General features: G+C 64.9%; 20 protein-coding genes, 1 tRNA gene and 1 pseudogene. 11 read left to right on the forward strand and 11 right to left on the reverse strand.

The features are described 5' to 3' along the window. Positions 1 to 59: 59 nt before the first annotated feature. The 7 genes from CS1BSM3_RS02760 to CS1BSM3_RS02790 all read right to left on the reverse strand — a co-directional run bounded on the left by CS1BSM3_RS02760 (position 60) and on the right by CS1BSM3_RS02790 (position 8,070). Positions 60 to 1,058 (reverse strand): ABC transporter ATP-binding protein, encoded by a 999-nt coding sequence (locus CS1BSM3_RS02760; RefSeq protein WP_072385439.1) that lies wholly within the window; start codon positions 1,056 to 1,058, stop codon positions 60 to 62. Continuing rightward, the gene (locus CS1BSM3_RS02765; protein ID WP_072385440.1) at positions 1,055 to 2,074 is read right to left on the reverse strand and encodes an ABC transporter ATP-binding protein; all 1,020 of its coding nucleotides are present in this window, start codon (positions 2,072 to 2,074) and stop codon (positions 1,055 to 1,057) included. Before CS1BSM3_RS02765 ends, CS1BSM3_RS02760 begins: the two co-directional genes overlap by 4 nt. Further along, positions 2,071 to 2,997 carry an ABC transporter permease gene (locus tag CS1BSM3_RS02770; protein ID WP_072385441.1) on the reverse strand — a complete coding sequence of 309 codons (927 nt, stop codon included), beginning with the start codon at positions 2,995 to 2,997 and terminating at the stop codon, positions 2,071 to 2,073. Before CS1BSM3_RS02770 ends, CS1BSM3_RS02765 begins: the two co-directional genes overlap by 4 nt. Beyond that, positions 2,994 to 3,971, reverse strand: coding sequence for an ABC transporter permease (locus tag CS1BSM3_RS02775; protein WP_143149053.1), 978 nt, complete (start codon positions 3,969 to 3,971; stop codon positions 2,994 to 2,996). The genes CS1BSM3_RS02770 and CS1BSM3_RS02775 overlap by 4 nt, the downstream gene beginning before the upstream one ends. A 144-nt stretch (positions 3,972 to 4,115) precedes the next feature. Then, positions 4,116 to 5,702, reverse strand: a complete 1,587-nt coding sequence (locus tag CS1BSM3_RS02780; RefSeq protein WP_072385442.1) for an ABC transporter substrate-binding protein — start codon at positions 5,700 to 5,702, stop codon at positions 4,116 to 4,118. Positions 5,703 to 5,871: 169 nt separating this feature from the next. Next, a complete protein-coding gene (locus CS1BSM3_RS02785; protein WP_072385443.1) occupies positions 5,872 to 6,567 on the reverse strand; it encodes a YcbK family protein in 696 nt (231 codons plus the stop codon). Between the two features lie 174 nt (positions 6,568 to 6,741). Beyond that, positions 6,742 to 8,070: a dihydroorotase gene (locus CS1BSM3_RS02790; protein ID WP_072385444.1), complete on the reverse strand. Its 1,329-nt coding sequence runs from the start codon at positions 8,068 to 8,070 to the stop codon at positions 6,742 to 6,744. Positions 8,071 to 8,182: 112 nt separating this feature from the next. On the opposite strand from CS1BSM3_RS02790, the gene CS1BSM3_RS02795 reads away from it, so the two are divergent. The 3 genes from CS1BSM3_RS02795 to CS1BSM3_RS02805 are packed head-to-tail and all read left to right on the forward strand — an operon-like array spanning position 8,183 to position 10,280. Continuing rightward, positions 8,183 to 9,061 carry a CAF17-like 4Fe-4S cluster assembly/insertion protein YgfZ gene (locus CS1BSM3_RS02795; protein ID WP_072385445.1) on the forward strand — a complete coding sequence of 293 codons (879 nt, stop codon included), beginning with the start codon at positions 8,183 to 8,185 and terminating at the stop codon, positions 9,059 to 9,061. Beyond that, positions 9,058 to 9,666, forward strand: coding sequence for a DNA-3-methyladenine glycosylase I (locus tag CS1BSM3_RS02800; RefSeq protein WP_072385446.1), 609 nt, complete (start codon positions 9,058 to 9,060; stop codon positions 9,664 to 9,666). The genes CS1BSM3_RS02795 and CS1BSM3_RS02800 overlap by 4 nt, the downstream gene beginning before the upstream one ends. Then, the gene (locus CS1BSM3_RS02805) at positions 9,663 to 10,280 is read left to right on the forward strand and encodes a YfbR-like 5'-deoxynucleotidase (protein WP_072385447.1); all 618 of its coding nucleotides are present in this window, start codon (positions 9,663 to 9,665) and stop codon (positions 10,278 to 10,280) included. Before CS1BSM3_RS02800 ends, CS1BSM3_RS02805 begins: the two co-directional genes overlap by 4 nt. Here the strand turns inward: CS1BSM3_RS02805 and CS1BSM3_RS02810 are convergent. Beyond that, positions 10,267 to 11,064, reverse strand: coding sequence for an enoyl-CoA hydratase (locus CS1BSM3_RS02810; RefSeq protein ID WP_072385448.1), 798 nt, complete (start codon positions 11,062 to 11,064; stop codon positions 10,267 to 10,269). The genes CS1BSM3_RS02805 and CS1BSM3_RS02810 overlap by 14 nt on opposite strands. Before the next feature lie 225 nt (positions 11,065 to 11,289). Here CS1BSM3_RS02810 and CS1BSM3_RS02815 point away from each other — a divergent pair, with 225 nt between their 5' ends. From CS1BSM3_RS02815 to CS1BSM3_RS28505, 8 genes are all read left to right on the forward strand, one after another. Continuing rightward, positions 11,290 to 13,641: a glycosyltransferase family protein gene (locus CS1BSM3_RS02815; protein WP_072385449.1), complete on the forward strand. Its 2,352-nt coding sequence runs from the start codon at positions 11,290 to 11,292 to the stop codon at positions 13,639 to 13,641. A gap of 167 nt (positions 13,642 to 13,808) precedes the next feature. Continuing rightward, positions 13,809 to 14,309 carry a tripartite tricarboxylate transporter TctB family protein gene (locus tag CS1BSM3_RS02820; protein ID WP_083528184.1) on the forward strand — a complete coding sequence of 167 codons (501 nt, stop codon included), beginning with the start codon at positions 13,809 to 13,811 and terminating at the stop codon, positions 14,307 to 14,309. 9 nt (positions 14,310 to 14,318) lie between these two features. Continuing rightward, positions 14,319 to 15,821 (forward strand): tripartite tricarboxylate transporter permease, encoded by a 1,503-nt coding sequence (locus tag CS1BSM3_RS02825; protein WP_072385450.1) that lies wholly within the window; start codon positions 14,319 to 14,321, stop codon positions 15,819 to 15,821. 74 nt (positions 15,822 to 15,895) lie between these two features. After that, on the forward strand, positions 15,896 to 16,867 hold the full coding sequence (locus tag CS1BSM3_RS02830) for a tripartite tricarboxylate transporter substrate-binding protein (protein WP_072385451.1): 972 nt from the start codon (positions 15,896 to 15,898) through the stop codon (positions 16,865 to 16,867). Between the two features lie 307 nt (positions 16,868 to 17,174). Continuing rightward, a complete protein-coding gene (locus CS1BSM3_RS02835; RefSeq protein ID WP_072385452.1) occupies positions 17,175 to 19,679 on the forward strand; it encodes an acyl-CoA dehydrogenase in 2,505 nt (834 codons plus the stop codon). Positions 19,680 to 19,698: 19 nt separating this feature from the next. Continuing rightward, on the forward strand, positions 19,699 to 21,690 hold the full coding sequence (locus CS1BSM3_RS02840) for a 3-hydroxyacyl-CoA dehydrogenase NAD-binding domain-containing protein (protein WP_072385453.1): 1,992 nt from the start codon (positions 19,699 to 19,701) through the stop codon (positions 21,688 to 21,690). 120 nt (positions 21,691 to 21,810) lie between these two features. Continuing rightward, positions 21,811 to 21,887 (forward strand) — tRNA-Arg (locus CS1BSM3_RS02845). A 93-nt stretch (positions 21,888 to 21,980) separates the two neighbouring features. Next, positions 21,981 to 22,346, forward strand: a complete 366-nt coding sequence (locus tag CS1BSM3_RS28505; RefSeq protein ID WP_244540406.1) for a hypothetical protein — start codon at positions 21,981 to 21,983, stop codon at positions 22,344 to 22,346. 51 nt (positions 22,347 to 22,397) lie between these two features. Here the strand turns inward: CS1BSM3_RS28505 and CS1BSM3_RS02850 are convergent. From CS1BSM3_RS02850 to CS1BSM3_RS02860, 3 genes and pseudogenes are all read right to left on the reverse strand, one after another. After that, a pseudogene (locus tag CS1BSM3_RS02850) lies at positions 22,398 to 23,585 on the reverse strand (recombinase family protein); the annotation flags it as partial. A gap of 79 nt (positions 23,586 to 23,664) precedes the next feature. After that, positions 23,665 to 24,591 (reverse strand): hypothetical protein, encoded by a 927-nt coding sequence (locus tag CS1BSM3_RS02855; protein WP_072385454.1) that lies wholly within the window; start codon positions 24,589 to 24,591, stop codon positions 23,665 to 23,667. Next, a complete protein-coding gene (locus CS1BSM3_RS02860; protein ID WP_072385455.1) occupies positions 24,584 to 25,069 on the reverse strand; it encodes a hypothetical protein in 486 nt (161 codons plus the stop codon). The genes CS1BSM3_RS02855 and CS1BSM3_RS02860 overlap by 8 nt, the downstream gene beginning before the upstream one ends. Positions 25,070 to 25,099: the final 30 nt, after the last annotated feature.

Raw genomic sequence — 25,099 nt, forward strand, 5'->3', positions numbered from 1 at the left:
ACTCGCGCCGGCTCGCACCGCGAGGCCCCACCCCGCAGCCGCCCGGCGAGCATAACACTCTAGCCGTCGTTTAGATGACAGGCGGAAATGCGCCCCGGTGCAATTTCCTTGAGCACTGGCACTTCATTGCGACAGCGGTCGAAGGCGTGGGGGCAGCGGGGATGGAAGTGGCAGCCGCTCGGCGGGTCGAGCGGGGAAGGAATTTCGCCCTTGATCGGATGAAATGTCCGCTTGCTCGTGGAAATGCGCGGGACTTCCGCCAGGAGCGCCTGGGCATAGGGGTGGTTTGGGCCGTTGAACAGCACGTCGGTCGAGGCCGCCTCGACCACCCGGCCGAGATACATGATCACGACCCGGTCCGTGATGTGCTGGACGACGCCGAGATCGTGGCTGATGAAGAGGTATGTCAGATCGAACTCGGACCTCAGATCCATGAACAGGTTGATGATCTGGGCCTGGATGGACACGTCGAGCGCAGCTATCGCCTCATCGCAGACGAGGAACTCGGGGTTGACGGCCAGCGCGCGCGCAATGCCGATGCGGCTGCGCTGTCCGCCCGAGAACTGGTGCGGATAGCGCCGCTTGAACTCGGGATCGAGACCGACACGGCGCAGCATATCATCCACGTAAGAAGCCATGCCGCTGCGCGTCGTGATGCCATGCACGACCGGCGCCTCGCCGACGATCGACTCGACGCGCGCGCGCGGATTGAGCGAGGCGAACGGATCCTGGAAGATCATCTGGATGGCGAGGCGTGCGGCATGCGCTTCGGCACTGGAAAGCGCATCGCGCAGCTTGCCCTTGAAGCGCACCTCGCCCTCGGTCGGCGTGAGCAGGCCCGCGATCATGCGGCCGAGCGTCGACTTCCCGCAGCCGGACTCGCCGACCAGCCCGACGACCTCGCCTTTCTTGATCTCGAGATCGACGTGATCGACGGCGTGCACCGTCTCCTCGCGCACCTCCGCACCGAGATGACCGGCGATGCGCCCCGCGAGATCCGGCTTCTTCACGAAGCGCTTCGACAGACCGCGCGCGCTGACGAGGGCCTCTCCGCTCATGGCGTGGCCTCCACCGTGGCGGATTGAGCGACAGCGACGGGATTGAAGCAGCGCACTTCGCGCCCCGGTCCGATCTCGCGGATCGGCGGTGCTTCGAGGCAGGCATCAATGGCCTGCGAGCAGCGCGTGCGGAAGGCGCAGCCCTTCGGGAGGTTCATCAGCGACGGCGTCATGCCGGGGATCTGGGCAAGGCGGCTGCCGCGCGCATTGTGGCTCGGCACGGAGTTGATGAGGCCCCGCGTGTACGGGTGGCGCGGCGCGTTCACGACGTCGGCTGTCCGGCCCGTCTCGACGACGCGGCCGGCGTACATGACCGCGATGCGATCGGCCAGCGAGGAGACGACAGCGAGATCGTGCGTGATCCAGATCATGGCCGTGCCGGTGCGGGCGCACAGTGCCTGGGCCTCGGCGAGGATCTGCGCCTGGATGGTCACGTCGAGCGCGGTCGTCGGCTCGTCGGCGATGATGAGATCGGGCTTGTTGATGAAGGCGATGGCGATCGCCACGCGCTGGCGCATACCACCCGACAGCTCGTGCGGATAGTTCTTGAGGCGGCTTTCCGGCGAGGGAATGCCGACCTCGGCAAGCGCCGCCCGTGCGCGCTCGCGCGCCTCAGCCTTGCTCACGCGATGATGCACGCGCACGGTCTCGATCATCTGCGTGTCGACGCGCAGGACCGGATTGAGCGTCATCATCGGGTCCTGGAAGATCATCGCAATGCGATCACCGCGAAGCGATCTCAGCTCCTCGTAGCTTGCTGTCGTGAGCTCGCGGCCCTTGTAGCGGATCGAGCCCTCGACGATGCGCCCCGGCGGATCGATGAGGCCGAGGATCGAGAAGCCGGTGATCGACTTCCCCGAGCCCGACTCGCCGACGAGGCCGAGGATCTCGCCCGGATTGACGTGCAGCGACACGCCATCTACGGCCTTGACCACGCCGGCCTTGGTGAAGAAGTGGGTCTTGAGCCCGTCGACGGCGAGCGTCGGCTCTGTTGCCCCCTGATCAGGCCCCGTCATTTGCTGAGCCTCGGATTGAGGACATCGCGAAGCTGATCGCCGACAAGATTGATCACGACGATCGTCATCAGCAGCACGAGACCGGGAAAGAAGCTGATCCAGTACTCACCCGAAAGCATGTACTGGAAGCCATTCGAGATGAGCAGGCCGAGCGAGGGCTCGGTCTGCGGAAGACCGACGCCGAGAAAGGAGAGTGTGGCTTCGAGCGAGATCGCGTGCGCGGTCTGCACCGTCACGACGACGATGAGGGGCGGGAGGCAGTTCGGCAGGATGTGGCCGAAGAGAATGCGCGCATTCGAAAGCCCGAGGCAGCGCGCGGCTTCCACGTACTCCTTGCGGCTCTCGACGAGCGCCGAGCCGCGCACCGTGCGCGCGTAGTAGGCCCATTGCACGGTGACAAGCGCGATGATGATCTTGTCGACGCCCTTGCCGAGGATAGCGATCAGCATGAGTGCAACGAGGATCGCGGGAAACGAGAGCTGCAGGTCGACGATGCGCATGATGAGGCTCTCGGTGCGGCCGCCGACATAGGCCGCGACAAGCCCGATGGCTGCGCCCAGCGCCATGGCAATGAGACCCGACATGACACCCACGGCGAGCGAGATACGCAGGCCATAGAGCATGGCGCTCACGAGATCACGGCCGGCACCGTCCGTGCCGAGCCAATGTGTGTACTTGCCGCTCGACGCCGGTGTGCCGGGCTTGAGGCGGCTGTCCATGATGTCGACCTGAGCGAGGTCGTAGGGGTTCTGCGGCACGATCCAGGGCGCGATCAGCGCCAGCACCATGGTCGCGATGAGCAGGATGAAGGCGATAGTGGCGAGCCTGCTCTCGGTATAGTCGGCGACGAACCTCTGGAACGGCGTCTGCGCTGCGGGGCGGCGGACGGTGGCATTCACGGCGCCTGCATCGGTCACGCTCATGCGGATTTCTCCCCGATGCGTACCCTCGGATCCAAGATCGAATAGAGGATGTCCACCACCAGATTGATGATGACGAACAGCAGCACGATAATGATGAGGTAGGCGACGATCACGGGCCGATCGAGGCTCTGGATGGAATCGATCAACAGCTTGCCCATGCCCGGCCAGGCGAAGATCGTCTCGGTGACGACCGAAAAGGCGACCAGATTGCCGAACTCGAGGCCGAGCACGGTCACGACCGGGATCATGATGTTCTTCAGGAGGTGCACACCGACAATGCGGCTCGTCGAGATGCCCTTGGCGCGGGCGAACTTTATGTAGTCCTGGTGGATGGCCTCGCGCGTACCGGCGCGTGTCAGGCGGATCACGAGGCTGATCTTGAGCAGCGCGAGGTTGAGCGCCGGCATGGCTATGTGGCGCAGGCCGTCGATCGTGAAGAGGCTCGATGTAATGCCGAGGAAGGTGGCCGTCGGCCCGCGCCCGGTCGAGGGCAGCCAGCCGAGCATGACGGCGAACACCATGATCATCATGATGCCGACCCAGAAGGTCGGCAGCGAGAAGCCGAGGATCGACGTCGCCATGATCGACTTCGAGATGAAGCCGTCGGGCTTGAGGCCGGCATAGAGGCCGAGGGGAATGCCGATGAAGATCGACATCAGCGTCGCGGCAATCGCGATCTCGAGCGTCGCCGGCATACGATCGACGATCAGCTTCAGCGCAGATGTGCCGTGGACGAAGGACGTGCCGAGATTTCCGGTCAGCGCGTTCCCGATAAAGTTGAAGTACTGGATGTAGATCGGCTGGTCGAGGCCGAGGCGCCGGATCGTGCGCTCGATCTCGGCCTGATCGGCCTGAGGATCTATCAGCAGATAGATCGGATCGCCGACGACGTGCAAACCGAGGAAGACGATGATCGACATCGCCAGCACGACGGCAGCACTCTGCATGAGGCGGCGGATGATGTACGCGGTCAAGCTAGTGTCCCGATGCCGAAGTTCGCCCCACCTCGATGCCGGCGTCCCGAGATGTGGTGAATTTCTCGATCATCACACGAGGCTCCGAATAGAGATGACACCGCCCCCGCACTCAAGCGGGGACGGCGTGCGCTACGCGCAGCCTTACTGCTCGCTCACGCTCGTCGCGATCGTGTACTCGTCGGTGCGCGGCGTGTACTTCAGCCCTTTCCGCGTCGCCCAGGTATTGAGCTGATAGTGGCTGACGATGACGCCAACGTCCTCGATGGCGATCTCGCTCGCCTTGGCGAGCATCTCCGCCCGCTTGGCATCGTCGACCGTCGCAAGCGCCTCGTCGATCGCCTTGTCGAGGACTGGATTGGAGTAGCGGCCGCGGTTGGCCGTGCCCATACCCTTGGTCTTGTCGAAAGTGGCGACCAGCGACTTCAGCGGCGAGGACACCTCACCCGTGCCCGAGCCCCAGCCAACAAGGATGAAGCTGAACTCGGGGTTGCCACCGGCACCTGCCGACGCGCGGTTGAAGAAGACGGCCGGCGGCATGGTCTCCACCTTGGTCTCTACGCCGATGCGCGTGAACATCTGCGCGACGGCCTCGGCCATGCGTGCATCATTGATGTAGCGGCCGTTCGGACCGTGCAGCGTCATCTTGAAACCATTCGGGAAGCCGGCTTCCGCGAGCAGCTTCTTCGCTCCATCCGGGTCGAAGGCTTCGGGCTTCAGCTTCTTCGAGACGCCGAAGAAGCCATCAGCCAGGAACTGCGACGCCGGCACGGCGGCCTTCTCCATGAGACGATCGACGATCGCCGGACGATTGATGGCCTTCGAGAGCGCCTTGCGGACGCGCACGTCCTTCAGCGGATTCTTGATCTTCGAGCCGTCGTTGGCCGTGATGAACGGCGTCTCGTCACGCCATTGGTCCATATGGAAGAAGATGACGCGGTTCGACAGGCCCTGGCCGAGCGAGACTTTCGCATCGCCCTGCAGCCGCGCGATATCCGTCGTCGGTACTTCCTCGATCACGTCGACGTCGCCGGCAAGCAGCGCCGCAACGCGCGCCGGGCCGGTCTTGATCGGGCGGATGATCACCTTGGACCACGTGGGCTTGGTGCCCCAATAGTCGTCATTGCGCACGACGACATAGCGATCGCCCTTCACGAACTCCGAGAACTTGAAGGGCCCCGTTCCGATCGCGGCTTTGCCCGAGTTGAAATCGTCGGTCTTGGCGCCCGTCGCGGCCTTCTGCGAGATGATCGCGATCGTCGCCAAGTCGTTCGGCATGAGGGGATACGGCTCTTTCGTCGTCACGCGAACCGTGTGGTCGTCGACCTTGGTGAAGGTTTTGCCGCGCACGTAGAGCGCGAAGCTGCCGGGGCTGTTCTCGACGTTCGGCGCCCGCCCCATGGTGAAGAGCACATCGTCAGCCGTGAAGGGCGAGCCGTCATGCCACTTGACGCCGGTCCGGAGTTTGAACTCCCAGGTTTTGTCGTCGATGGTTTTCCAGCTCGTGGCGAGGCCAGGAATTGGCGTCTGCTTCTCGTCGAAATGGACGAGGCGCTCGAAGACGTGCGACGTGAGCGCGTTGTTCGGCGTCAGATTGTGGAAATGCGGATCCATAGCCGACGGCTCGGCAGAGAGCGCCATCCTGAGATCTTTGGCCGATGCCGAAATCGGCGCAGCGAGAGCCAGGCCCGCCGCTGCAACGGCCGTCAGAAATGTCTTGGATCGTCTCATCAGGTATTCCCTCCGCCACGAGAGAGACACAGTGGCCTCCCCCCATTTTTTGGGTGTGCACAAACAGTTGTGCCGGGCGGGCCCCCGGGCCCGTCCGGTCATGAGCGCAACGTAGCATATGATTGGCATCTGCCAAGCAGATCAGCGCCGCCTGGCAGCACCTTAGCTCCTACCAGGAGCGGCGTGAGCCCGTATCGATGTGGAAGTAGCCGCCGCGATAGAGCTTGAGCCCACCGACCGATCCGTGGCTGCGCAGGAAGGCGAACACCGCACGGTTGTTTCGCCCATGCACCCTGAAGTCGACGGCATTGCCGGAGAGGTGGTGCGAATGATGCGCACCGCCCACACGCGCATTATGCCTGCGGCTGCGGCAGGTCGAATTCACGGTGACCGGACCGAACGCGCTCGCAACTTGATGGATGACCGACCGCAGGCTTGCATTCAGACACCCCGAGTTGGCGACCCACTTCACGCCGCCGCCGGCAAGGTTCGTCCCGACTTCGGGCTTCGGCACGTAGGTATCGCCGAGGCTCGCGACTTGAATGCCGCGGCTGCGCCTGGCCGTGCTCGCTTTCCTTGTCTTGCTCCTCGACTTGGCGGTCCTCGTCTTCGAGGTCTTGGCGCGCGAAATAGATCGGCTGCCGCCGCTCAAGCTCTCGCGCCGCTCCTTGCGATCGTAGGCGCCGAGACGCATTTTCTTGGCTCCGCCGGTGCGGACGCCTTCAGACGAGGCTCGCCCCGGGAACTGGTAGTTTTCGTCCGCGGAAGCCGGACGGACCGATAGAGCGGAAATGATCCAAACGCCGAGCACGACTGTGCCCGCGACCGCCGCCATACGGCGGCAGTTCTCGATGAATGCACGCATTGCTTGCGTACTCCCCTGTGGCGACGGACCGTGGGGTGCAGACCGGTCCGCTGCCGATCTGCTTGGTCCGTGCGTGTGCAGCCCCCGCTGACGTAACCAGGGGTAGGGGCAACTTGGGGCGATGTTAAGGTCTTGTTTATCCTATTGGTTAATCGGTCGCAGGTCGCGCGCTGACTATCCGCCTTCGTAGAAGCGCACCGGCTCGCCGATCGAGGGGGTCAGAATCTCGCCATCCCACATGACCGCATGACCGCGCACGAACGTGCCGACAGGCCACCCGCGCACGTTGCCACCGTCATAGGGCGTCCACCCACAACGCGACTTGATCCAGTCGTTGGTGATCGTCATCGTCCGCTTGAGATCGACGACCGTCAGATCGGCGTCATAGCCGACCGCAATGCGGCCCTTGCCGACGATCCCGAACAGCCGCGCCGGGCCGTGGCTCGTCAGATCAACGAAACGTTGTAGCGTCAGACGGCCGGCATTGACGTGGTCCAGCATGACCGGGACCAGCGTCTGCACGCCCGTCATGCCCGAGTGGCTCTCGGGGTAGTGGTGGTCCTTCTCCTCGCGCGTGTGGGGGGCATGATCCGAGCCGAGGACGTCGACCGTGCCGTCGGCAATGCCCGCCCAGAGCGCCTGCAGGTGCCGGCCATCGCGCACCGGCGGGTTCATCTGAGCGTAGGTGCCAAGCCGCTCGTAGCAGTCCGGCGCCATGAGCGTGAGGTGGTGCGGCGTGACCTCGACGCTTGCCCAGGCCTTGTGCTCGCCGAGGTGAGCCATCTCCTCCGCCGTCGAGACGTGCAGCACGTGGACCCGCTTGTGATAGCGCTCGGCAAGGCGCACGAGGCGGTCCGTCGCCATCATGGCCGCCACCTCGTCCCGCCACACGGGATGCGATGACGGATCGTTCGGCCGGCGGAGGCCTGCGCGCTCCCTGAGCCGTGCCTCATCCTCGGCATGGAAGGCCGCCCGCCGCGAGATCCCTGCGATCACGCGCTCGAGCGTCGCCTCGTCCTCGATCAGCAGGTCGCCGGTGGAGGCCCCCATGAACACCTTGATACCGGCCGAGCCCTCGAGATGCTCCAGATGCGGGATATTGGGCACGTTCTCCCGTGTTCCGCCGACGTAGAAGGCGAAATCGCAGTGCATACGCCCCCGTGCCCGCGAAACCTTGTCGGCAAGCGTTTCCTCCGTCGTCGTCAGCGGCTTCGTATTGGGCATCTCGAAGACGGCGGTGACACCACCACTGACCGCCGCGAGACTACCCGTCGCGAGGTCTTCCTTGTGCTCGAGGCCGGGCTCGCGGAAGTGGACCTGGGTGTCGATCACACCTGGAAGGACGTGGAGCCCCTTGGCATCAATGACCTCGGCCGCCCTCCCCCCCGAGAGATCGCCAATCGCCGCAATGCGCCCCCCCACGACGCCAATGTCGCGGACGCCCTCGCCGTCATGATTGACGACGGTTCCTCCCTTGAGGATAAGGTCGAAGTGATCTGCCATGACGGCCTCCAGGAACGCGGCTTCCCCCGGGCGCGAGATACCGCAGAAGAGTGGGGTGCGCCAGCCGCCCGATATCGCGCGGTAGGCCCCGCAGAGCGGGAGTTGCAATGAAATGAGCACCACTGTTGTCGCGCTGCTCCCCGATCGCGGCGTCGTGTCGCTGTCGGGCACCGATGCCGCCGACTTCCTTGACAATATCGTCACGAACGACCTTTCGGGCATCCGTGTCGGGGAGGCGCGTTTCGCCGGTCTGCTGACGCCGCAGGGGAAGATCCTTTTCGAGTTCTTCGCGCTGAGAACCGAAGAGGGCTTTCTGCTCGATACGCGCGCCGATCGCGCTGCGGACCTCCTCAAGCGCCTCACGATGTATAAGCTGCGCGCGAAGATCACGCTCGCCGACGTCTCGCCGGACTATGGCGTCGCAGCGGCGTGGGGACCGGAGGCGCCGTCCATCGAGGATGGCTGGTGCTATGCTGACCCGCGCAATGCTGACCTCGGCTGGCGGCTCATCGTCCCGCGCGCGAAGCTCAAGAGCCTCCCGGGCCAGGTTGTACCGGAAGCGCTCTATCACGAGCGCCGCGTCGCGCTTGGTGTCGCCGAAGGTGGCTTCGACTATGCGCTCGGCGATACATTCCCGCATGAAGCGAACTACGACCGGCTGCATGGCGTGTCCTTCACCAAGGGCTGCTTCGTCGGCCAGGAGGTCGTTGCGCGCATGCAGAACAAGACGGTCGTGCGCAAGCGCGTGACGCTCGTCACCGGGCCGGAGCCACTGACGACGGGTGCCGAAATCAAAATCGGTGCGGCGGTCATCGGCACCGTCGGCTCTGTCGCCGGCCCGCACGGGCTCGCCCTTCTCAGGATCGATCGTGCTGCCGAGGCCGCGGACAAAGGCGAGCCGCTGACTGCCGGCGCAGCGACGATCGTCGTCGATACCGCAGCGCTCGATCGCTACCGCGCGAGCGCTGCCGCGAGGGCCTCCGCACCATGACAAAAGCAGAACTCGTCCGCTGTGGCTGGGTCGGCATTTCCGATACCGAGTACACACGCTACCACGACGAGGAGTGGGGCGTGCCGAAGTCCGATGACGGCGCGCTCTTCGAAAAGCTGATCCTCGAGGGCTTCCAGGCCGGCCTCTCCTGGCTGACGATCCTTCGGAAACGCGAGAACTTCCGCAAGGCCTTCCACGCCTTCGATGCCGAGCGCATTGCGCGTTTCGGGGCGCGTGACGTCGAGCGACTCATGGGCGATGCGGGCATCATCCGCAACAAGGCGAAGATCGAGGCGACGATCGAGAATGCGCAGGCCTACCTGCGCATCAGAGAGCGCACGAGTCTCGCCAAATTCCTCTGGGACTTCCTCGATGGAAAACCGCAGATCCACGAGCGGCGCACCATGCGCGACATCCCGCCCGAGAGCCCCGAGTCCAAGGCCATCTCCAAGGCACTCAAGAAGGAGGGATTCCGCTTCGTTGGCCCGACGACCGTCTATGCCTTCATGCAGTCTTCGGGCTTCGTGAACGACCACGTCGTCGACTGCCACCGGTACGGTCCCTGCGCCGAGCTGCAGCGCAAGTTCAAGGCACCGAAGAAATGAGCGGCGCGCCGCACATCGACGACAAGCCGCGCGCGTGGCAGCGGATGCTGTCCGGCCGCCGCCTCGATCTGCTTGCGCCCTCGCCGGACGACATCGCCATCGAGGACATCGCCCATGGCCTTGCGCGCGTGGCGCGCTGGAACGGCCAGACGCGCGGCGATCACGCCTTCTCGGTTGCCGAGCACGCCGTCGTGGTCGAGCAGATTACCTGCGCTCTCAATCCCGAGTGGGAAATGCGGTGGCAGCTCGCAGCCCTGCTCCACGATGCGCCCGAGTACGTGATCGGCGACCTGATCAGCCCATTCAAGGCGGCAATCGGCTTCGACTACAAGAGCATCGAGAACCGACTGCTCGGCGCCATTCACGAACGCTTCGGATTGCCGAGAGAGCTCCCCGCCGAGATCACGGCCGCAATCAAACAGGCCGACCGCATTGCCGCCTACTACGAGGCGACGCTGCTCGCCGGCTTCTCCAAGGCAGAGGCCGACCGCTACTTTGGCATTCCAGCCGTCCCGCCCGATCTCGCAGCGCTGCTATCACGCCTCGAGCCGTCGCCGGTCGCCGTTGCCCAACAGGCATTCCTTGAGCGGTTCGCTGTGCTCAGCGGCCCCTGAACTGCGGCTTGCGCTTTTCCATGAAGGCGCGCCGGCCCTCGGCATAGTCCTCGCTCTCGAAGCAGGCTTCGACGAAGTGGTCGAGGCGGGCGAGGTCCGGGTTCTCCGGGTGCGCGAACAGCTCGTCGATGGATTCCTTGGCGGCCCGGATGGAGAGCGGGGCATTGATCGCCATTTCCTCGGCGACCTTTCGCGTGGCCGCCTCGAGCTCGGCCGCCGGAACAACCGCATTGGCCACTCCCATGGCGAGCGCCTCGGCTGCCGAGTAGCGCCGCCCCGTGAAGAGCATCTCCTTGGCCTTGGCCGCGGACATAACCGCCAGCATCGGCCTGATCCAGCGCGGGTTGTAGCCGATCGAGAGCTTGGCCGCCGGAATCGAGAAGATCGCGTCCTCGGCAACCCAGCGCATGTCGCAGCAGATGGCGAGCTCGCAGCCACCGCCGAAGCAGTAGCCGTGCACCATGGCAATCGTGGGCTTCTTCGCCCGCCCGACCGCCTCGAAGGCCTCGTGATTGATCTCGTCGTAGCGCCGCGCTTCCGCGCCCGTCCGGTTGCCCTCGAACTCCGAGATATCGGCGCCTGCGGAGAATGCCTTGGTGCCGGCACCGCGCAGCACGATCACACGCACGGCCGGATCGGCCTCCGCCTCACGGATAAGTCGCGGCAGGGCTTCCCACATGTCGCGCGTGTATGCGTTCAGCCGGGCGGGATTGTCGGCAACGATCGTGCAAATGCCGCCCTCGATCAGGGTACGCAGCGTCGGGGGCGTGGCTTCGGTCGGCATGTCGGCTCCTGGGCGTTCCTCGGTCTTGCGGGCGCACTCTAACCGCATTTGGCTCGGCCAGCGCTATCACCTCACGACATGGCAACCCCTCGGGGACGCATCGCCCCCGCCGCCCCCTGCCTGCCGACGGGCCCTACGATCGGGGATTGCCGGCCACCGCGATTCTGCCTACTTTTCCGGCTCTCTCTTCCAGCCCTTTGCTCCGCTTCCTGCGGTGTAACCTCCGTGAAGACCAATTCGGCGACGTCCGGCTACGGGATTGCTGCGCTCGCGCTCGCCGCGGGCTGGTTGGTGCTGTGCGCTCCATGGCTGCTCGGCAACTACGCCATCCCCTATGACGCCAAGGCCCACTTCCAGGCCCAGGTGCAGTTCCTCGCCAATGCTATCCACACGGGGCAATCGCCCTTCTGGAACCCGCACATCTTTGCCGGCTCGCCGCAGATTGCCGATCCGCAGAGCCTCGTCATCTCGCCGGCCGTCCTGCTCGCCTTGCTGGATCCTTCGCCGAGCTTCCAGCTCGTCGACGGCTACACCTTCGGCCTGCTCGCGCTCGGCGGCTTCTCGATCCTGCTCCTGTTCCGCGATCGCGGCTGGCACCCGGCCGGCGCCATCGTCGCCGCGCTCGCCTTCGCTTTCGGCGCCTCTGCCGCGTGGCGTGTCCAGCATGTCGGGCAGATCCAGTCCTTTGCCTGCTTTGCGCTGGCCCTCTGGCTCCTCGTGCGCGCGCTCGATCGCAGGTCGGCCCGGTGGGGCATCGCCGCGGGCGCGGCCATGGCGCTGATGATCGTCGAGCCGGATCAGGTGGCCTATCTCGGGGGCCTCATCCTGATCGGCTACGTGCTCCATCACTGGCTCGATGGCGCAGAACGCAAGCAGCGCCTCCGCGCGAGCCTGCGGCCATTGCTCGCCGCAGGTCTTACTTGCGTCGTTCTGTCTGCGCTGCCGTTGCTGATGACCATTCTCTTCGTGATGTCGTCAAGCCGGTCCAGCATTCCTTTCGCCGAGGCGACGCGGGGCTCGCTGCACCCGGCCTCGCTACTGACGCTGCTGTTCAGCGACCTCTATGGAGCATTCGATAAGGCCGTCGAGTATTGGGGGCCCTTTAGCTGGACGTGGAACCCCAATGAGGTGACGCTCTCGCAGAACATGAGCCAGCTCTATATCGGCGCCCTGCCGATCGCTCTCCTGCTCGGGTTGGGTTTGTCCCGGCGCCTGCTGCTCGCTCGTGAGATCCGCTTCTATACGATCGCCACCGTCTTCATAACGCTCTACGCACTCGGCTCGAACACACCGTTCTTCCGTCTGCTCTACGAAGTATTCCCCGGGGTCTCGCTGTTCCGCCGCCCGGCTGATGCCACGTTCCTCGTCGGAGGACTGCTGGCGATCCTGAGCGGCTATCTCGTGCACCGCTGGATGACGAATACCGCACTTGCCGCACCCGATCGCCCGCGCCTGCATCTCAAGGTGTACCTGCTTCTGGCCCTTACGGCCGCGGCCATCGCCGTCGCTCTTTCGCAAAACAGGCTCGACGTCGCACTCCGCCCGATGGTGATCAGCTTTGCCTGGCTCGCCGTGAGCGTCGGCGTCCTTCTGCTGGTTACGCGCCTTGGCCAGCAACGATCGTGGGTGATCGTGACCACGCTTGCCACCGTCCTGACGGTGGATCTCGCCCTCAACAACGGCCCGAACGAGTCGACCGCGCTGCCGCGCGAGCAGTTCACCATGCTCGACCCCGATACGCGGAGCGAGACCATCCGCCTCATCAAGTCGCTCGCCACGCAGCCGCCCGGCTCGCCGCGGCGCGACCGCGTGGAGCTCGCCGGCCTCGGCTTCGAGTGGCCGAACACGGCCATGGTGCACGGGTTCGACCACACGCTCGGCTACAATCCGCTGCGCCTCGCCGATTTCACCCGAGCCGTCGGCGCCGAAGACTCGATCATCGGACCGAACCAGCGCCGCTTCACGCCCCTTTTCCCGTCGTACCGCTGCCGCCTCGCCAACCTGCTCGGCCTTCGCTACATCGTCTCGCCGGTTCCGATCGATCGGATCGACCGCACCGTCAAATCGACCGACCTCCGCTTCATGGGGCGGACGCCGGACGGCTACGTGTACGAGAACACCGAAGCCCTGCCGCGCGTCCTCTTCGTCTACAACTGGCAGATCGCCGACTTCGCCCGCATCATGCGCGACGGCGCTTGGCCGGCAGCCGACCCGCGCTACACGGTACTCCTCGACCAGCGGCCGATCGTGCCGCCGGAACCGGTGCCCAATGCCCCGGAAGAATGGAAGGCGCCGACCGTGCGAATCGTGCGTTACGAGAACACGGCAATCGATATCGAGGTCGACGCGAGCAATCCGGGCTTCGTCGTCCTGAATGACATCTGGCACCCGTGGTGGTTCGCCAGCATCGACGGCAAGCCAACGCGCATTCTCAAAGCCAATGTCCTCTTCCGCGCCGTAGCCGTCGGCCCCGGCCGCCATGCCATTCGCTTCGAGTTCGCACCCGTCGCCGGTGCCCTCCAGGAGCTGCGGGCCAAGCTCAGCGCCTACCGCGGCAGCCCGCCGCCGACGCAGTAGCCGTCCGTGCCCGGCTTATTCCTCGCTGTGGAAAACTAAGCACTTTCTCGTTGTGCCTCAGCGGGTAGACGGCGCCGGAACAACGGCGCTAGGATGCGCCGGCGCAATAAGAAGGCGCGTGGCAGTTCTCGCCATCGCCGCCACCAAGGGGAAAACCGGGAGGGAATATGGCAGTTGAAGACCCGGCCGATCGGTCGGCCGGCGGAGCTACACCGAGGACACGGCTCAACAGGGAGGTCTTCGCCGGCCTGTTCCTGATCGTGTCTGCAGCAGTCGGCTACTTTGGAACGCTCCCCCTCGATGCGGGATCCATGTCGGGTGTCGGCCCGGGCCTCCTGCCAAAAGCTGTTTCCCTCGGCCTCGCTGCCTTCGGCGTTTATCTCATGGTGATCGGCCTTCTCGGCAATCACGAGCGCATCGACGGCTTCTCCCTCCGCGGAACCATCTTCATTCTCGGCGCCATCCTCGCCTTCGCCGCAACTGTGCGCCCCCTCGGTCTCCTCGTCGCCGGTCCCCTCGCGATGCTCATCTCGTCGATGGCGGATCCGGATACCCGCCCGCTCGAGATCGTCATTTTCACGGCGTTCATGACTGCGGGCTGCTACCTGCTCTTCAAGGTCGTGCTGCACCTGCCGATCCCCCTGCTTCCGCCGCTGCTCGGTTACTGAGGGCGCGCTATGTGGGACCTGATTTCCAATCTTCAGCTCGGCCTCAGCGTTGCTGGATCACTCAAAAACGCTGGCCTTTGCTTTCTCGGCTGCCTGATCGGCACGCTCATCGGTGTGCTGCCGGGCGTCGGTCCGATTGCGACCATCGCCATGCTGCTGCCGCTGACCTTCGGGCTCGATCCCGTCGGCGCGCTGATCATGCTCGCGGGCATCTATTACGGCGCCCAGTACGGCGGCTCGACGACCGCGATCCTAGTCAACATCCCGGGTGAAGCGACCGCCGTCGTCACCGTGCTCGATGGCCATCAGATGGCCAAGCAGGGCCGCGCCGGCATCGCGCTCGGCATCGCGGCAATCGGCTCGTTCATCGCCGGCACGATCGCGACGGTCATCATCGCCGCCGCGGCAAAGCCGCTCACGACGCTCGCCCTGATGTTCGGCCCGGCCGACTACTTCGCGCTCATGGTGCTCGGCCTCATGTTCGCCGTCGTCCTTGCGCGCGGCTCGGTGCCGAAGGCGATCGCCATGATCCTCCTCGGCATCCTGCTCTCGGTCGTCGGTACCGACATCGAGACCGGTGAAGAACGATTGACCTTCGGCTGGATGGAGGTTGCGGACGGCATCGATTTCGCCGTGATCGCCATGGGTATGTTCGGGTTCGCGGAGATTCTGCGAAACCTCGAGAACAAGGAGGCGCGCGCCGTCGTCAGCGGAGAGATCGGACGCCTGCTCCCCAACATGGCGGACCTCAAGGTGTCGCTCGCGCCGATCCTGCGTGGCACGGGCATCGGATCGCTGCTCGGTTTCCTGCCTGGAAACGGCGCCGTGCTGGGTCCCTTCGCGTCCTATTCCGTCGAGAAGAAGATCGCGGCTGATCCCTCGCGCTTCGGCCAGGGTGCCATCGAGGGCGTGGCGGGACCGGAGTCCGCGAACAACGCCGGCGCGCAGACGGCCTTCATTCCGCTCCTGACGCTCGGCATTCCGCCCAACGCCGTGATGGCGCTGATGATCGGCGCCATGACCATCCACGGTATCGTGCCGGGGCCGCAGATCATCACGAAGCAGCCCGAGCTCTTCTGGGGCATGATCGCCTCGATGTGGATCGGCAATCTGATGCTGCTGATCATCAACCTGCCGCTGATCGGGATCTGGGTGAAGCTGCTCCAGGTTCCCTACCGGCTGATGTTCCCGGCGATCATCATCTTCTGCTGCATCGGCATCTACTCGATCAACAACTCGCCGACCGAGGTCGTGCTGACGGCGGCCTTCGCGCTGTTCGGCTACACCCTCATCAAGCTCGGCTTCGAGGCGGCGCCGCTGCTGCTCGGCTTCGTCCTCGGCAAGCTCATGGAGGAAAAGCTCCGCCAGGCGATGGTCATCTCGCGCGGCAGCCTGTGGACGTTCATGGAGCGCCCGGTCTCTCTGACGCTGCTCGCCCTCACGCTCGTCATTCTCGTCGTGTCGGCGCTACCGGCCATCAGCAAGAGGCGAGAGACCGTTTTCACTGAATAACGACAAACTGCCGCGACCGCTCGGTCGACGGCCAGAGAAAACCACACAGCAAGTGCAACAGGAGGATTTATCTAATGAAGTTCACACGGCGCACTGCAATCGCCGCGATCGCAGCACTCGGCGTGACGGCCGTTCCCGCGGTCGCGCAGCAGTACCCGACGAAGCCGATCACGGCGATCGTCCCCTTCGCGGCCGGCGGTCCGACTGACGTCGTCACCCGCCTCGTCGCCGAGCACATGTCGCGCACACTCGGCCAGCAGATCGTGGTCGAGAACATCGGCGGCGCCGGTGGCACGATCGGCATGAGCCGCGCAGCAGCGGCGGCCCCCGATGGCTACACGATCGCGGTCGGCAACATGGGCACGCAGTCAGCAGCCCCCGCGCTCTATCCCAACCTCAAGTACGATCCGGCGACGAGCTTCACCCAGATCAGCGTCGTCAACTTCACGCCGCAGACCATCGTCTCGAAGAAGGGGCTCGAGCCCAAGGACCTCAAGGAGCTGCTCGCCTACCTGAAGGCCAACAGCGAGAAGCTGAACTACGGCCATGCGGGCGTCGGCTCGATCTCCTACGTGTCGGGCTTCGTCTTCAATGCGCAGTTCGGCTTCAAGCCGGCGCTCGTCGCCTATAAGGGCACCGGGCCCGCGCTCAACGACCTCGTCGGCGGGCAGATCGACTACATGGTCGACCAGTCGCTCAACGTGATCCCGCAGATCACGTCCGGCACCATCAAGGCTTATGCGGTCGCGCATCCCGAGCGCATTGCCGCCCTCCCTGACGTGCCGACGACGAAAGAGCTCGGCGTCGACTTCATCTTCAGCGCCTGGAACGCCATGGTGGCGCCCAAGGGGCTGCCGAAGGACATCCAGGACAAACTGCTGGATGCCCTGAGCAAGGCTCTGGACGATCCGGCGATCATCAAGCGCTACGAGGATCTGGGCTCGACGGCGCCCAAGGGCGCGGACCGCGGCCCGGCAGGTCTCCAGAAGCTTGTGGAGTCCGAGGTCGCCCGCATCACGCCGGTCCTCAAGGCCGCCGCGAAATAAGACTATTGTCGGTGCCGCATCCGGCAACGGCAGTTTTAGCAAAGCAAATACCTGGGGGTGCCGAACGTCTCGGCGCCCCCATTTGCATTGTATTTGCTGCTCTTATTGTCAAATGCTTCGCCTTGAGGCTGCCGAGCGCGTATAAGACAGGCGATGTGCAGCTACGCTTGGCGGAGCGGCGGCGGCATCTTGTGCGTCCATTTCACCGGGCGCGATGCCCCGTGCGCAGCTAAGGCGGCTTGGATACCGGATCGAAAGGCAACCGGCCCATCATGCGGGCGTTGTCGGATTCGAGGAGGCGGGCACTATGGTTGAGCTGGTATTCGTTCTGGCTTGCGTCATCGCGGCATTCGTCCTGGCCATGCGGCGGGCCTCGCTCGTGGCCTGGACGGTCACGGCGGCAGTCGCGGCTGCCGTCTGGCAGACGGGCTTGATCGACGGCGAGTTCCATATGCCGGAGCTCGGCTGGCTCGGCCTCCTTGGCTGGGTGCCCGCGATCGTGCTCGGCTGGTTGTCCATACCCTCTCTCCGACGCACATGGCTCACGGGCCCGATCTACGAGCAGATCAAGAAGGTCCTGCCCCGCGTCTCCGAAACCGAGCAGCAGGCTCTCGAAGCCGGCACGGTCGGGTTCGACGCCGAAATTTTCTCCGGTCAGCCGAGCTGGGATCGCCTTCGCGCCGTCCCGGCGATCGAGCTGACGGCCGAGGAGCGCGCCTTCCTCGACGGGCCGACCGCCGAGCTCTGCGGCATGATCAATGACTGGCAGGTGCGCCACGCCGAGCGCGAGATCCCCGAAGCCATCTGGGACTTCACCAAGCGTCACGGCTTCCTTGGCATGCTGATCTCCAAGGAGCACGGCGGCCTCGGTTTCTCGGCACAGGCGCAGTCGCTCATCCTCGGCAAGATCGCCTCGCGCTCGCCCGACGTGTGCACGATCGTCATGGTGCCGAACTCGCTCGGCCCCGGCGAGCTCATCGAGAAGTACGGCACACCGGAGCAGAAGCACCACTATCTGCCGCGCCTCGCGAAGGGCCTCGAGGTGCCCTGCTTCTCGCTCACCGGGCCGACCTCGGGCTCCGATGCGGCGACCATGCGCGATATCGGCTGGGTGACGCGCGGCGTGCATCAGGGCAAGGAAGTGCTCGGCATCCGGCTCTCGTGGGAGAAGCGCTACATCACGCTCGGCCCCAAGGCGACGCTCGTCGGCCTCGCCTTCCGCCTGTTCGATCCCGAGAACCATCTCGGCAAGGGCGAGGACATCGGCATCACCGTAGCGCTCATCCCGGCCGATCATCCGGACGTCCAAATAGGACGGCGGCATCTCCCCTCGGGCGCGGGCTTCCCGAACGGCCCCAACTGGGGCAAGGACGTCTTCATTCCCATGGACTGGGTCATCGGCGGCGAGCGCATGGTCGGCCAGGGCTGGCGGATGCTCATGGAGTGCCTCGCCGCAGGCCGCGCGATCTCGCTGCCATCTACCGGTGCAGCAGGCGCCAAGATGATGCTGCGCGTGACGACAGCTTACGGCCGCATTCGCAAGCAGTTCGGCCTTCCCGTCGCCAAGATGGAAGGGCTCGAGGAGCCGCTCGCGCGCATGGTCGAGGCGGCCTACGTCAATGAAGCGGGGCGCGCCGTCACGGCGGCCATGGTCTCGACGGGCGAGAAGCCGTCGGTCATCTCGGCGATCATGAAGTATCAGTCGACCGAGCGCCTGCGCCAGTCGGTCAACGACGCCATGGATCTGCACGGCGGTCGTGGCATCTGCGATGGCCCGACGAACTATCTCCAGTCCGCCTACCAGATGGTGCCCGTCGGCATCACCGTCGAAGGTGCCAACATTCTCACGCGCTCGCTGATCACCTTCGCGCAGGGCGCACTGCGCTCACATCCGCATCTCTACGACGAGATCAAGGCCGCGCAGAACCCCGATCCGCGGAAAGGCCTCATCGCCTTCGATACGGCCTTCGGCAATCACGTTGCCTTCTCGCTGTCGAACGCCTTTGGTGCCTTCTTCCACAACGTCACAGGCGGCCTCTTCGCATCTGTCCCGGAGAAGGCCTATGGCACGGCGGAGTGGTACCGCCAGCTCGGACGCTCGGCGCGCAATTTCGCGCTCGTCGCCGACGTCACCGTCGCCGTGCTCGGCGGCGGCCTGAAGACAAAGCAGAAGATCACGGGCCGTCTCGCCGATGCGCTCTCAGAGCTGTATCTGCTCTCCTGTGTGCTCAAACGCTACGAGGATGACGGCAAGCCCGCCGGCGACCGCCTGATCGTCGAGCTTTGTGCGCGCAACAGCCTCTACCGCTTCCAGCAGGCCATTGCCGGCACCATCGACAACTTCCCCAATTGGCTCGTGCGCGCGAAGCTTCGCGCCATCGTCTTCCCGTTCGGCCGTCCGTATAAGCCGGCAGGCGATCGTCTCGGCCATCAGGTCGTGGCGCTCGCCATCGAGCCGGGCGAGGTGCGCGACCGCCTGACGCGCGAGATCTATGTTTCGCGTGACGTGAATGATCCGACGGGGCTTCTCGAAGTGACACTCGAGAAAGTGGTCGCGTCCGAGGATGCGGAGCGCAAACTCGAACGCGCGATCCGCGCCGGGACCGTGCGGCGCTACCACGGCATCGACTGGCTCGCCGATGCCGAGAAGGCCGGCGTGCTCACCAAAGCCGAAGTCGACCAGCTCCGTGAGGTCGAAACTCTGACGGCGCGCGTGATTGCCGTCGATCATTTCGATCCGGCAGAGCTCAAGCCGCACTACATGAAGCCCGGCCACAACGCCGCTGCCGCACAGCGCAGCGCCGCAGAGTAATCAGAGTGGGAGGTCTCCCATGACCGACATGAGCAGCCTGAAAGACTGGCGTTTCTCGATCGACGAGCAGCAGATTGCCTGGGCGATCTTCGACCGCGAAGGCGAGAGCCAGAACGCGCTCGGCCGCCGCCCACTCGAGGAGCTTGGCCTCATCATCGAGCGCGTCGAAGCGGGCGCACGCGACCGCTCGATCGTCGGCCTCGCGATCCTCTCCGGCAAGGAAAAGGGCTTCATTGTCGGCGCCGATGTGCGCGAATTCGAGCAGTTCACAAGCGAGAACGAAGTCCGCGAAGCGATCCGCCCCGTGCTCGACATGCTCGACCGCATCGAGAAGATGCCGGTTCCGGTCGTGTGCGGCATCCACGGTTTCTGCCTCGGCGGCGGGCTCGAGCTGGCGCTCGCCTGCCACTATCGCATCGCGACGCGCGACGACAGCACGCGCGTCGGCTTTCCCGAGGTCCGCCTCGGCATCTTTCCAGGCTTCAACGGCACGGCCCGCTCGATCCGCCAAGCCGGCGCCCTGGCCGCCATGCCGGCCATGCTCTCCGGTTCCATGGTCCGAGCCAGTGCGGCGCGCGGCATGGGCCTCATCGACGAGCTGGTTCCAAGCCCCTCGAACCTCACATGGGCGGCCCGCAAGGCCATCACGCAGAAGCGCCGCTCCAAGCCCATGGGCGGCTGGCGCAATCTCGCGCGGCTCTGGCCGGCCCGCAATCTGCTCGTCTCGAAGATGCGCGCCGAGACCGCCAAGAAGGTGCGCGAGGATCACTATCCTGCGCCCTTCCGCCTGATCAATCTCTTCGAGCAGCACGGCGGCAACCTCGATGCCATGAAGGCCGCCGAAACGCGCGCCTTTGCACCGCTCATGGTGTCCGACACCTCGCGCAATCTGCGCCGCGTGTTCAAGCTCATGGAAATGCTGAAGGCCCAAGCGCCGAAGGACATCACCTTCAAGCCGCTGCGCGTGCACGTCATCGGCGCCGGCGTCATGGGCGCCGACATCGCCGGCTGGTGCGTGGCCCAAGGCATGGAAGTGACGCTGCAGGATCTCTCGGCCGACCAGCTCGCCAAGGGCATCGCGGCCCAGAGCAAGCTCTTCTCGCGCCGCTTCCGCACGAAAGCGCTCAAGGACGCCGCCAAGGCGCGCCTGATCGCCGATCCGAACGGCGATGGCATTCCGCACGCCGATGTCATCATCGAGGCGATCGTCGAGAAGGTCGAGGTCAAGCAGAACCTCTTCAAGAGCCTCGAAGGCAGGATGAAGCTCGGCGCCGTCATGGCGACCAACACCTCCTCGATCATGATCGAGGACATCGCCTCTGGGCTGAGCGATCCGGGGCGCCTCATCGGCATTCACTTCTTCAATCCCGTCGCGCAGATGCCGCTCGTCGAGGTGATCCGCGGCAAGCAATCGCGCGAGGACGAGGTGCGCAAGGGCTGCGCGTTCGTCACCGCAATCGACAAGTTCCCGCTCATCGTGAAGAGCAATCCCGGTTTCCTCGTCAACCGCGTGCTGGCGCCCTACATGATGAGTGCCATGCAGCGCCTCGAAAAAGGCGAGGCGCCGGAGCTGCTCGACGAGGCGGCGCGCACGTTCGGCATGCCCATGGGCCCGATCGAGCTTGCCGACACCGTGGGCCTCGACATCTGCGCGCACGTCGGGCGCATTCTCGGCTTCTCCGCCGAGGGCTCGCGCCTCGAGCGGCTGGTCTCGGCCGGCAAGCTCGGCAAGAAGACGGGCGAGGGCTTCTACGTCTGGAAGGACGGCAAGCCTGTGAAGACCGAGAAGCCCTATGACAAGGGCGAGCTCGAGCGTCTCGGCCGCGAGCTCGTCGAGCCGCTCATCCGCGAGTGCGAGAAGTGCCTCGAAGAGGGCATTGTCGAGAGCGCAGATCTCGTCGATGCGGGCGTGATCTTCGGCACCGGCTTCGCGCCCTTCAGAGGCGGACCGCTGCACTATCGCGCCTCGACGGGCGGACGGCCTGCACTCTCGCAGCAGGCCGCCGAGTAGAGCGCAGCGTTGCGTCAGGAGCCGCCCTCAGTTATTGCTGGCGCCGGCTCATGGACCCGAGTTTCAGCGTCCGCTTTTCCGCGGGCACTGGACGATGGGGCCACTGCCTTGGCACGCAAGGGCCCCGTAGCTCAGTTGGATAGAGCATCCGCCTTCTAAGCGGATGGTCGCAGGTTCGAATCCTGCCGGGGTCGCCAACCGGGTACAAAACTGCGAACCGCGGGCGTCGCAGTGCCGCCGGCAATAACCGCCTGTTCCAGAACGTCTTTTCTCCCGACGATACGGACTGCGTGCTCGTCCACCTCGATCCTGTCGAGGAACGATGCCAGTTGCGTCCTGCGGAAGGAAATCTCACCCGTCGTCAGCCGCTCGCGCATCATTTGCCCGAACCGCACGAGCATGGCCGGATCCATCCTGGAGGCGGGCACCTTGCCGCTCACTGCTCGGTCCAGCGCTGCTTTGGCTGCATCGCGGTCGGCGCGAAGCGCGGCCATGCGTTCCCTCAGCAAATCATCTGCCTCCGCGCTTCCGTCCTTTACCAGGCGATAGAGTCGGCGCAAGCGGTCCTCGACCGTAGACACCTGCTTCTGGAGCGCGCCGATGCGTTGCGCAAAGTCAGCCGCTTTGGCGGCGAGACGGTCGGCGAGCGCGGATAGCGTGTCGGCAAGTCGCTCGGGCTCCAGAAGCCGTTCGATCACCTGCTGAGTCACCACCATGTCGAGCTTGTCCATGCGGATCGACCGTCCCTTGCAGGCGGTGCGTCCCTTGCTCAGAAAGCTCGCGCAACTGTAGTAGCGGTAGATCTGTCCCGACCGCGCGGTTCCCGTGCGCATGGTCATCGCCCCACCGCAATGGGCGCAGACGGCAAGTCCCGTCAGCAGAACTGGTGCGCTAGTGGTCCGCGGCGGGGTCACGCGGGGGTTGCGCCGCCAAAGCAACGTCTGGGTGCGCTCGAAAACGGACGGATCGACAATTGCCGGCACATCGCAATAGACATACTCGGTCGCAGACTTCAGGCGACGCGTGCGCGACTCGATGCGATTGAACCGCAACCGCCCTCCGTAGACGGGGTTCGACAGTATGGCGTGAACGCGGCTGGTGCCCCATCGGGCTTCCAGGCGTGTTCGATAGCCGCGCGTGTTGAGCCATTCCACGATTTTCTTGACGCCCAGCGGGCCTGAGCCGTCGATCCCCTGCAGGAACAGTTTGAACATCATCCGGACCAGCTCAGCCTCCACGGGCTCGATGGCCAGTTTTTTCTTCACGCGCGCGCCGCGTCGCTCGGCCTCGACCGTGACGTATCCATAGGGCGGCAATGATCCGTTCCAATACCCCTGCCGCACGTTCTCCTTCATGGCGCGCAACACGTGCTTGGCATTCTCCTTCGACTGGTACTCGTCGAACAGCGCGATGACCTGGCGCATCATCACCTGCGCCGGGTCATCTCCCAACTCCTGGGTAATCGAGACCAGCTTGACGCCATGCTTGGCCAGCTTGCGGACATAGAACTCGAGGCCGAAGGCATCGCGGAAGAAGCGCGAGAACGAATGCACGATGATGACATCAAAGGCGTGCTCGCCGTCACACGCGCGTTCGATCATCCGCTGGAACTCGGGACGCCTATCATCGGTCGCCGAAGCGCCGGGCTCGATGTACTCGGCAATGATGCTCCACCCCCGCTGCGCTGACCAAGCTTCGGTCTGCGCCTTCTGATCCGGGATGGACAGATCATGCTCGGCCTGTCGGCCTGTTGAAACGCGCAGGTAGATCGCGGCGCGCGAGGCCGATGCGAGATCAACGGCCCGATCGGCTTCTGCGGTGACACGCCGCCGAGCATTCCGTGCGGCTTCTCGCTTTGCTTCGATATCGGTCATGTTGATCCCTCTCTGGCGCATGTCGAGCCGCGAGAGTGGATGCTAACCGTGAAAGCCGGCGATGCAAGGGTGCACGGACAGAACCTGCTGGCGGCTGTGCCTAAATATCCTCCGGGGCGCCTCCCGACTTCCGCGACGTGAAGAGTTTGCGCAGGTCTGCCTCAAGATAGTTCTCGATCGCGTCGAGTTCTTCGCGGGTGATGGGGATCTTGGGGCCGAGATCGTCGGTGACGACGCGACGACCTACCCGCCTCGGGGCGGACGTGTCCGAATTGTTCGTCGTGCTGTGGAGGTTGGCTGGTTCAGTGCGCTCGGCTTTGCTGGCGTCAATGGGGGCCTTCGGCTGGGACTGACCCTGTTCATCGAGGCCGGCGCCCAGAACGACAACTTCAGCAGGCCCTTGCGCTACCGGACCGATGCGCGTTGCCCAGAACGGCCAAGCATTGCCGTTGGCGACAAGGCGCACTCGGGGAGCCACGACCTTCGCTCTGCCTTTCCGGGAGGCGGTCCTCGTTGCCGCTGTCCGCGTGCCGACAACCTTTGGTGAAGCGCCCTCAGCCACATCCGCTTTCGATGCTGCTCCGATGGCGCTCACATCGTCTGACGCGAGCTGCGCGGACGGGAAGCCGGTGGGTCGCTCAGGCGCTTGCCTGCTGCACGTCGTCTGCGCCGCGATCCGATAGATTCGGAACTCCTGCCGCAGCGCCTCATCGCGCGAGGGTGCCAGATAGCGTGGATCGAGACCCCTCTCGCATACAAACTCCGCCGCGCGGCTGAGGTGAGCCGGTGTGAGCCCAAGCTGCGCCCACTCCTGACGGCTCTGCACTTCGACCTGCCAGTCGGAGATCATGAGCAGCCCGGCGAAAGCAACGAATGTCGCCAGCACACCGATCAGCACGGCAGCTGCCATGTGCACCGCGCCCAGGGTGCCGAAAGTGACGGCGGCGCCCGCAACGGGCGCCAGCGCGCTGAGCCGGCTCGTCAACGGAAGGACGCCTCGCGTGGGCGAGAACTCGTGCTCAGCCATGCGACCCGCCCTTGGCCGGGTCCGCCGGCCTCGGAGGGTTGGCGGAATGTCGCGGTTTGAAGCCGTCGGCGCCACGCGTTCGCGCAGCAGTCTGCAGGACATCCTTTGACCAACTGCCGTCGGAGGCAACCCGCCGACCGACCTCCTTGAGAAACACCTTGAGCCGCGCGCGCCCGAGTTGGCGAGCTTCCTCCTGCTCGCTCTCCGGCAGCGGTGGCGTGACCATCAGGAAATAGCGGACGAACAGCGCGAAGGCCTCTGCTGTCACTTCCACTTCGCGACGGATGCGCCGAAGGAGTTTCCTCTGCGCCTCCAACCGTGCGAGCACCTCGGCATACGGTCCCTTCGCGGATGCTGGATCGAGGAAGCGCTCAAGGGCTGTGTTGACGATGTCGGACTTGGTGCCGCCGGCGCGTACGGCTCGGTCGAGACGTCTCGCTACATCGTCGGTCAGATATATGCCGATCTTCGTTTTCATAGCCCGCCCGACAGCGCGAGAAAGGCCGCA

Source organism: Hyphomicrobium sp. CS1BSMeth3, from assembly GCF_900117415.1.
Taxonomy (GTDB): Bacteria; Pseudomonadota; Alphaproteobacteria; order Rhizobiales; family Hyphomicrobiaceae.

What these genes read in the sequence shown, in the direction of transcription:
- CS1BSM3_RS02790 (WP_072385444.1), bottom strand. Translation starts at nt 8,070, where the DNA reads ATGGCAGATCACTTCGACCTTATCCTCAAGGGAGGAACCGTCGTCAAT.
- CS1BSM3_RS02800 (WP_072385446.1), top strand. Translation starts at nt 9,058, where the DNA reads ATGACAAAAGCAGAACTCGTCCGCTGTGGCTGGGTCGGCATTTCCGAT.
- CS1BSM3_RS02780 (WP_072385442.1), bottom strand. Translation starts at nt 5,702, where the DNA reads ATGAGACGATCCAAGACATTTCTGACGGCCGTTGCAGCGGCGGGCCTG.
- CS1BSM3_RS02770 (WP_072385441.1), bottom strand. Translation starts at nt 2,997, where the DNA reads ATGAGCGTGACCGATGCAGGCGCCGTGAATGCCACCGTCCGCCGCCCC.
- CS1BSM3_RS02820 (WP_083528184.1), top strand. Translation starts at nt 13,809, where the DNA reads ATGGCAGTTGAAGACCCGGCCGATCGGTCGGCCGGCGGAGCTACACCG.
- CS1BSM3_RS02855 (WP_072385454.1), bottom strand. Translation starts at nt 24,591, where the DNA reads ATGGCTGAGCACGAGTTCTCGCCCACGCGAGGCGTCCTTCCGTTGACG.
- CS1BSM3_RS02860 (WP_072385455.1), bottom strand. Translation starts at nt 25,069, where the DNA reads ATGAAAACGAAGATCGGCATATATCTGACCGACGATGTAGCGAGACGT.
- CS1BSM3_RS02835 (WP_072385452.1), top strand. Translation starts at nt 17,175, where the DNA reads ATGGTTGAGCTGGTATTCGTTCTGGCTTGCGTCATCGCGGCATTCGTC.
- CS1BSM3_RS02825 (WP_072385450.1), top strand. Translation starts at nt 14,319, where the DNA reads ATGTGGGACCTGATTTCCAATCTTCAGCTCGGCCTCAGCGTTGCTGGA.
- CS1BSM3_RS02760 (WP_072385439.1), bottom strand. Translation starts at nt 1,058, where the DNA reads ATGAGCGGAGAGGCCCTCGTCAGCGCGCGCGGTCTGTCGAAGCGCTTC.
- CS1BSM3_RS02805 (WP_072385447.1), top strand. Translation starts at nt 9,663, where the DNA reads ATGAGCGGCGCGCCGCACATCGACGACAAGCCGCGCGCGTGGCAGCGG.
- CS1BSM3_RS02840 (WP_072385453.1), top strand. Translation starts at nt 19,699, where the DNA reads ATGACCGACATGAGCAGCCTGAAAGACTGGCGTTTCTCGATCGACGAG.
- CS1BSM3_RS02795 (WP_072385445.1), top strand. Translation starts at nt 8,183, where the DNA reads ATGAGCACCACTGTTGTCGCGCTGCTCCCCGATCGCGGCGTCGTGTCG.
- CS1BSM3_RS02810 (WP_072385448.1), bottom strand. Translation starts at nt 11,064, where the DNA reads ATGCCGACCGAAGCCACGCCCCCGACGCTGCGTACCCTGATCGAGGGC.
- CS1BSM3_RS02785 (WP_072385443.1), bottom strand. Translation starts at nt 6,567, where the DNA reads ATGCGTGCATTCATCGAGAACTGCCGCCGTATGGCGGCGGTCGCGGGC.
- CS1BSM3_RS02765 (WP_072385440.1), bottom strand. Translation starts at nt 2,074, where the DNA reads ATGACGGGGCCTGATCAGGGGGCAACAGAGCCGACGCTCGCCGTCGAC.
- CS1BSM3_RS02830 (WP_072385451.1), top strand. Translation starts at nt 15,896, where the DNA reads ATGAAGTTCACACGGCGCACTGCAATCGCCGCGATCGCAGCACTCGGC.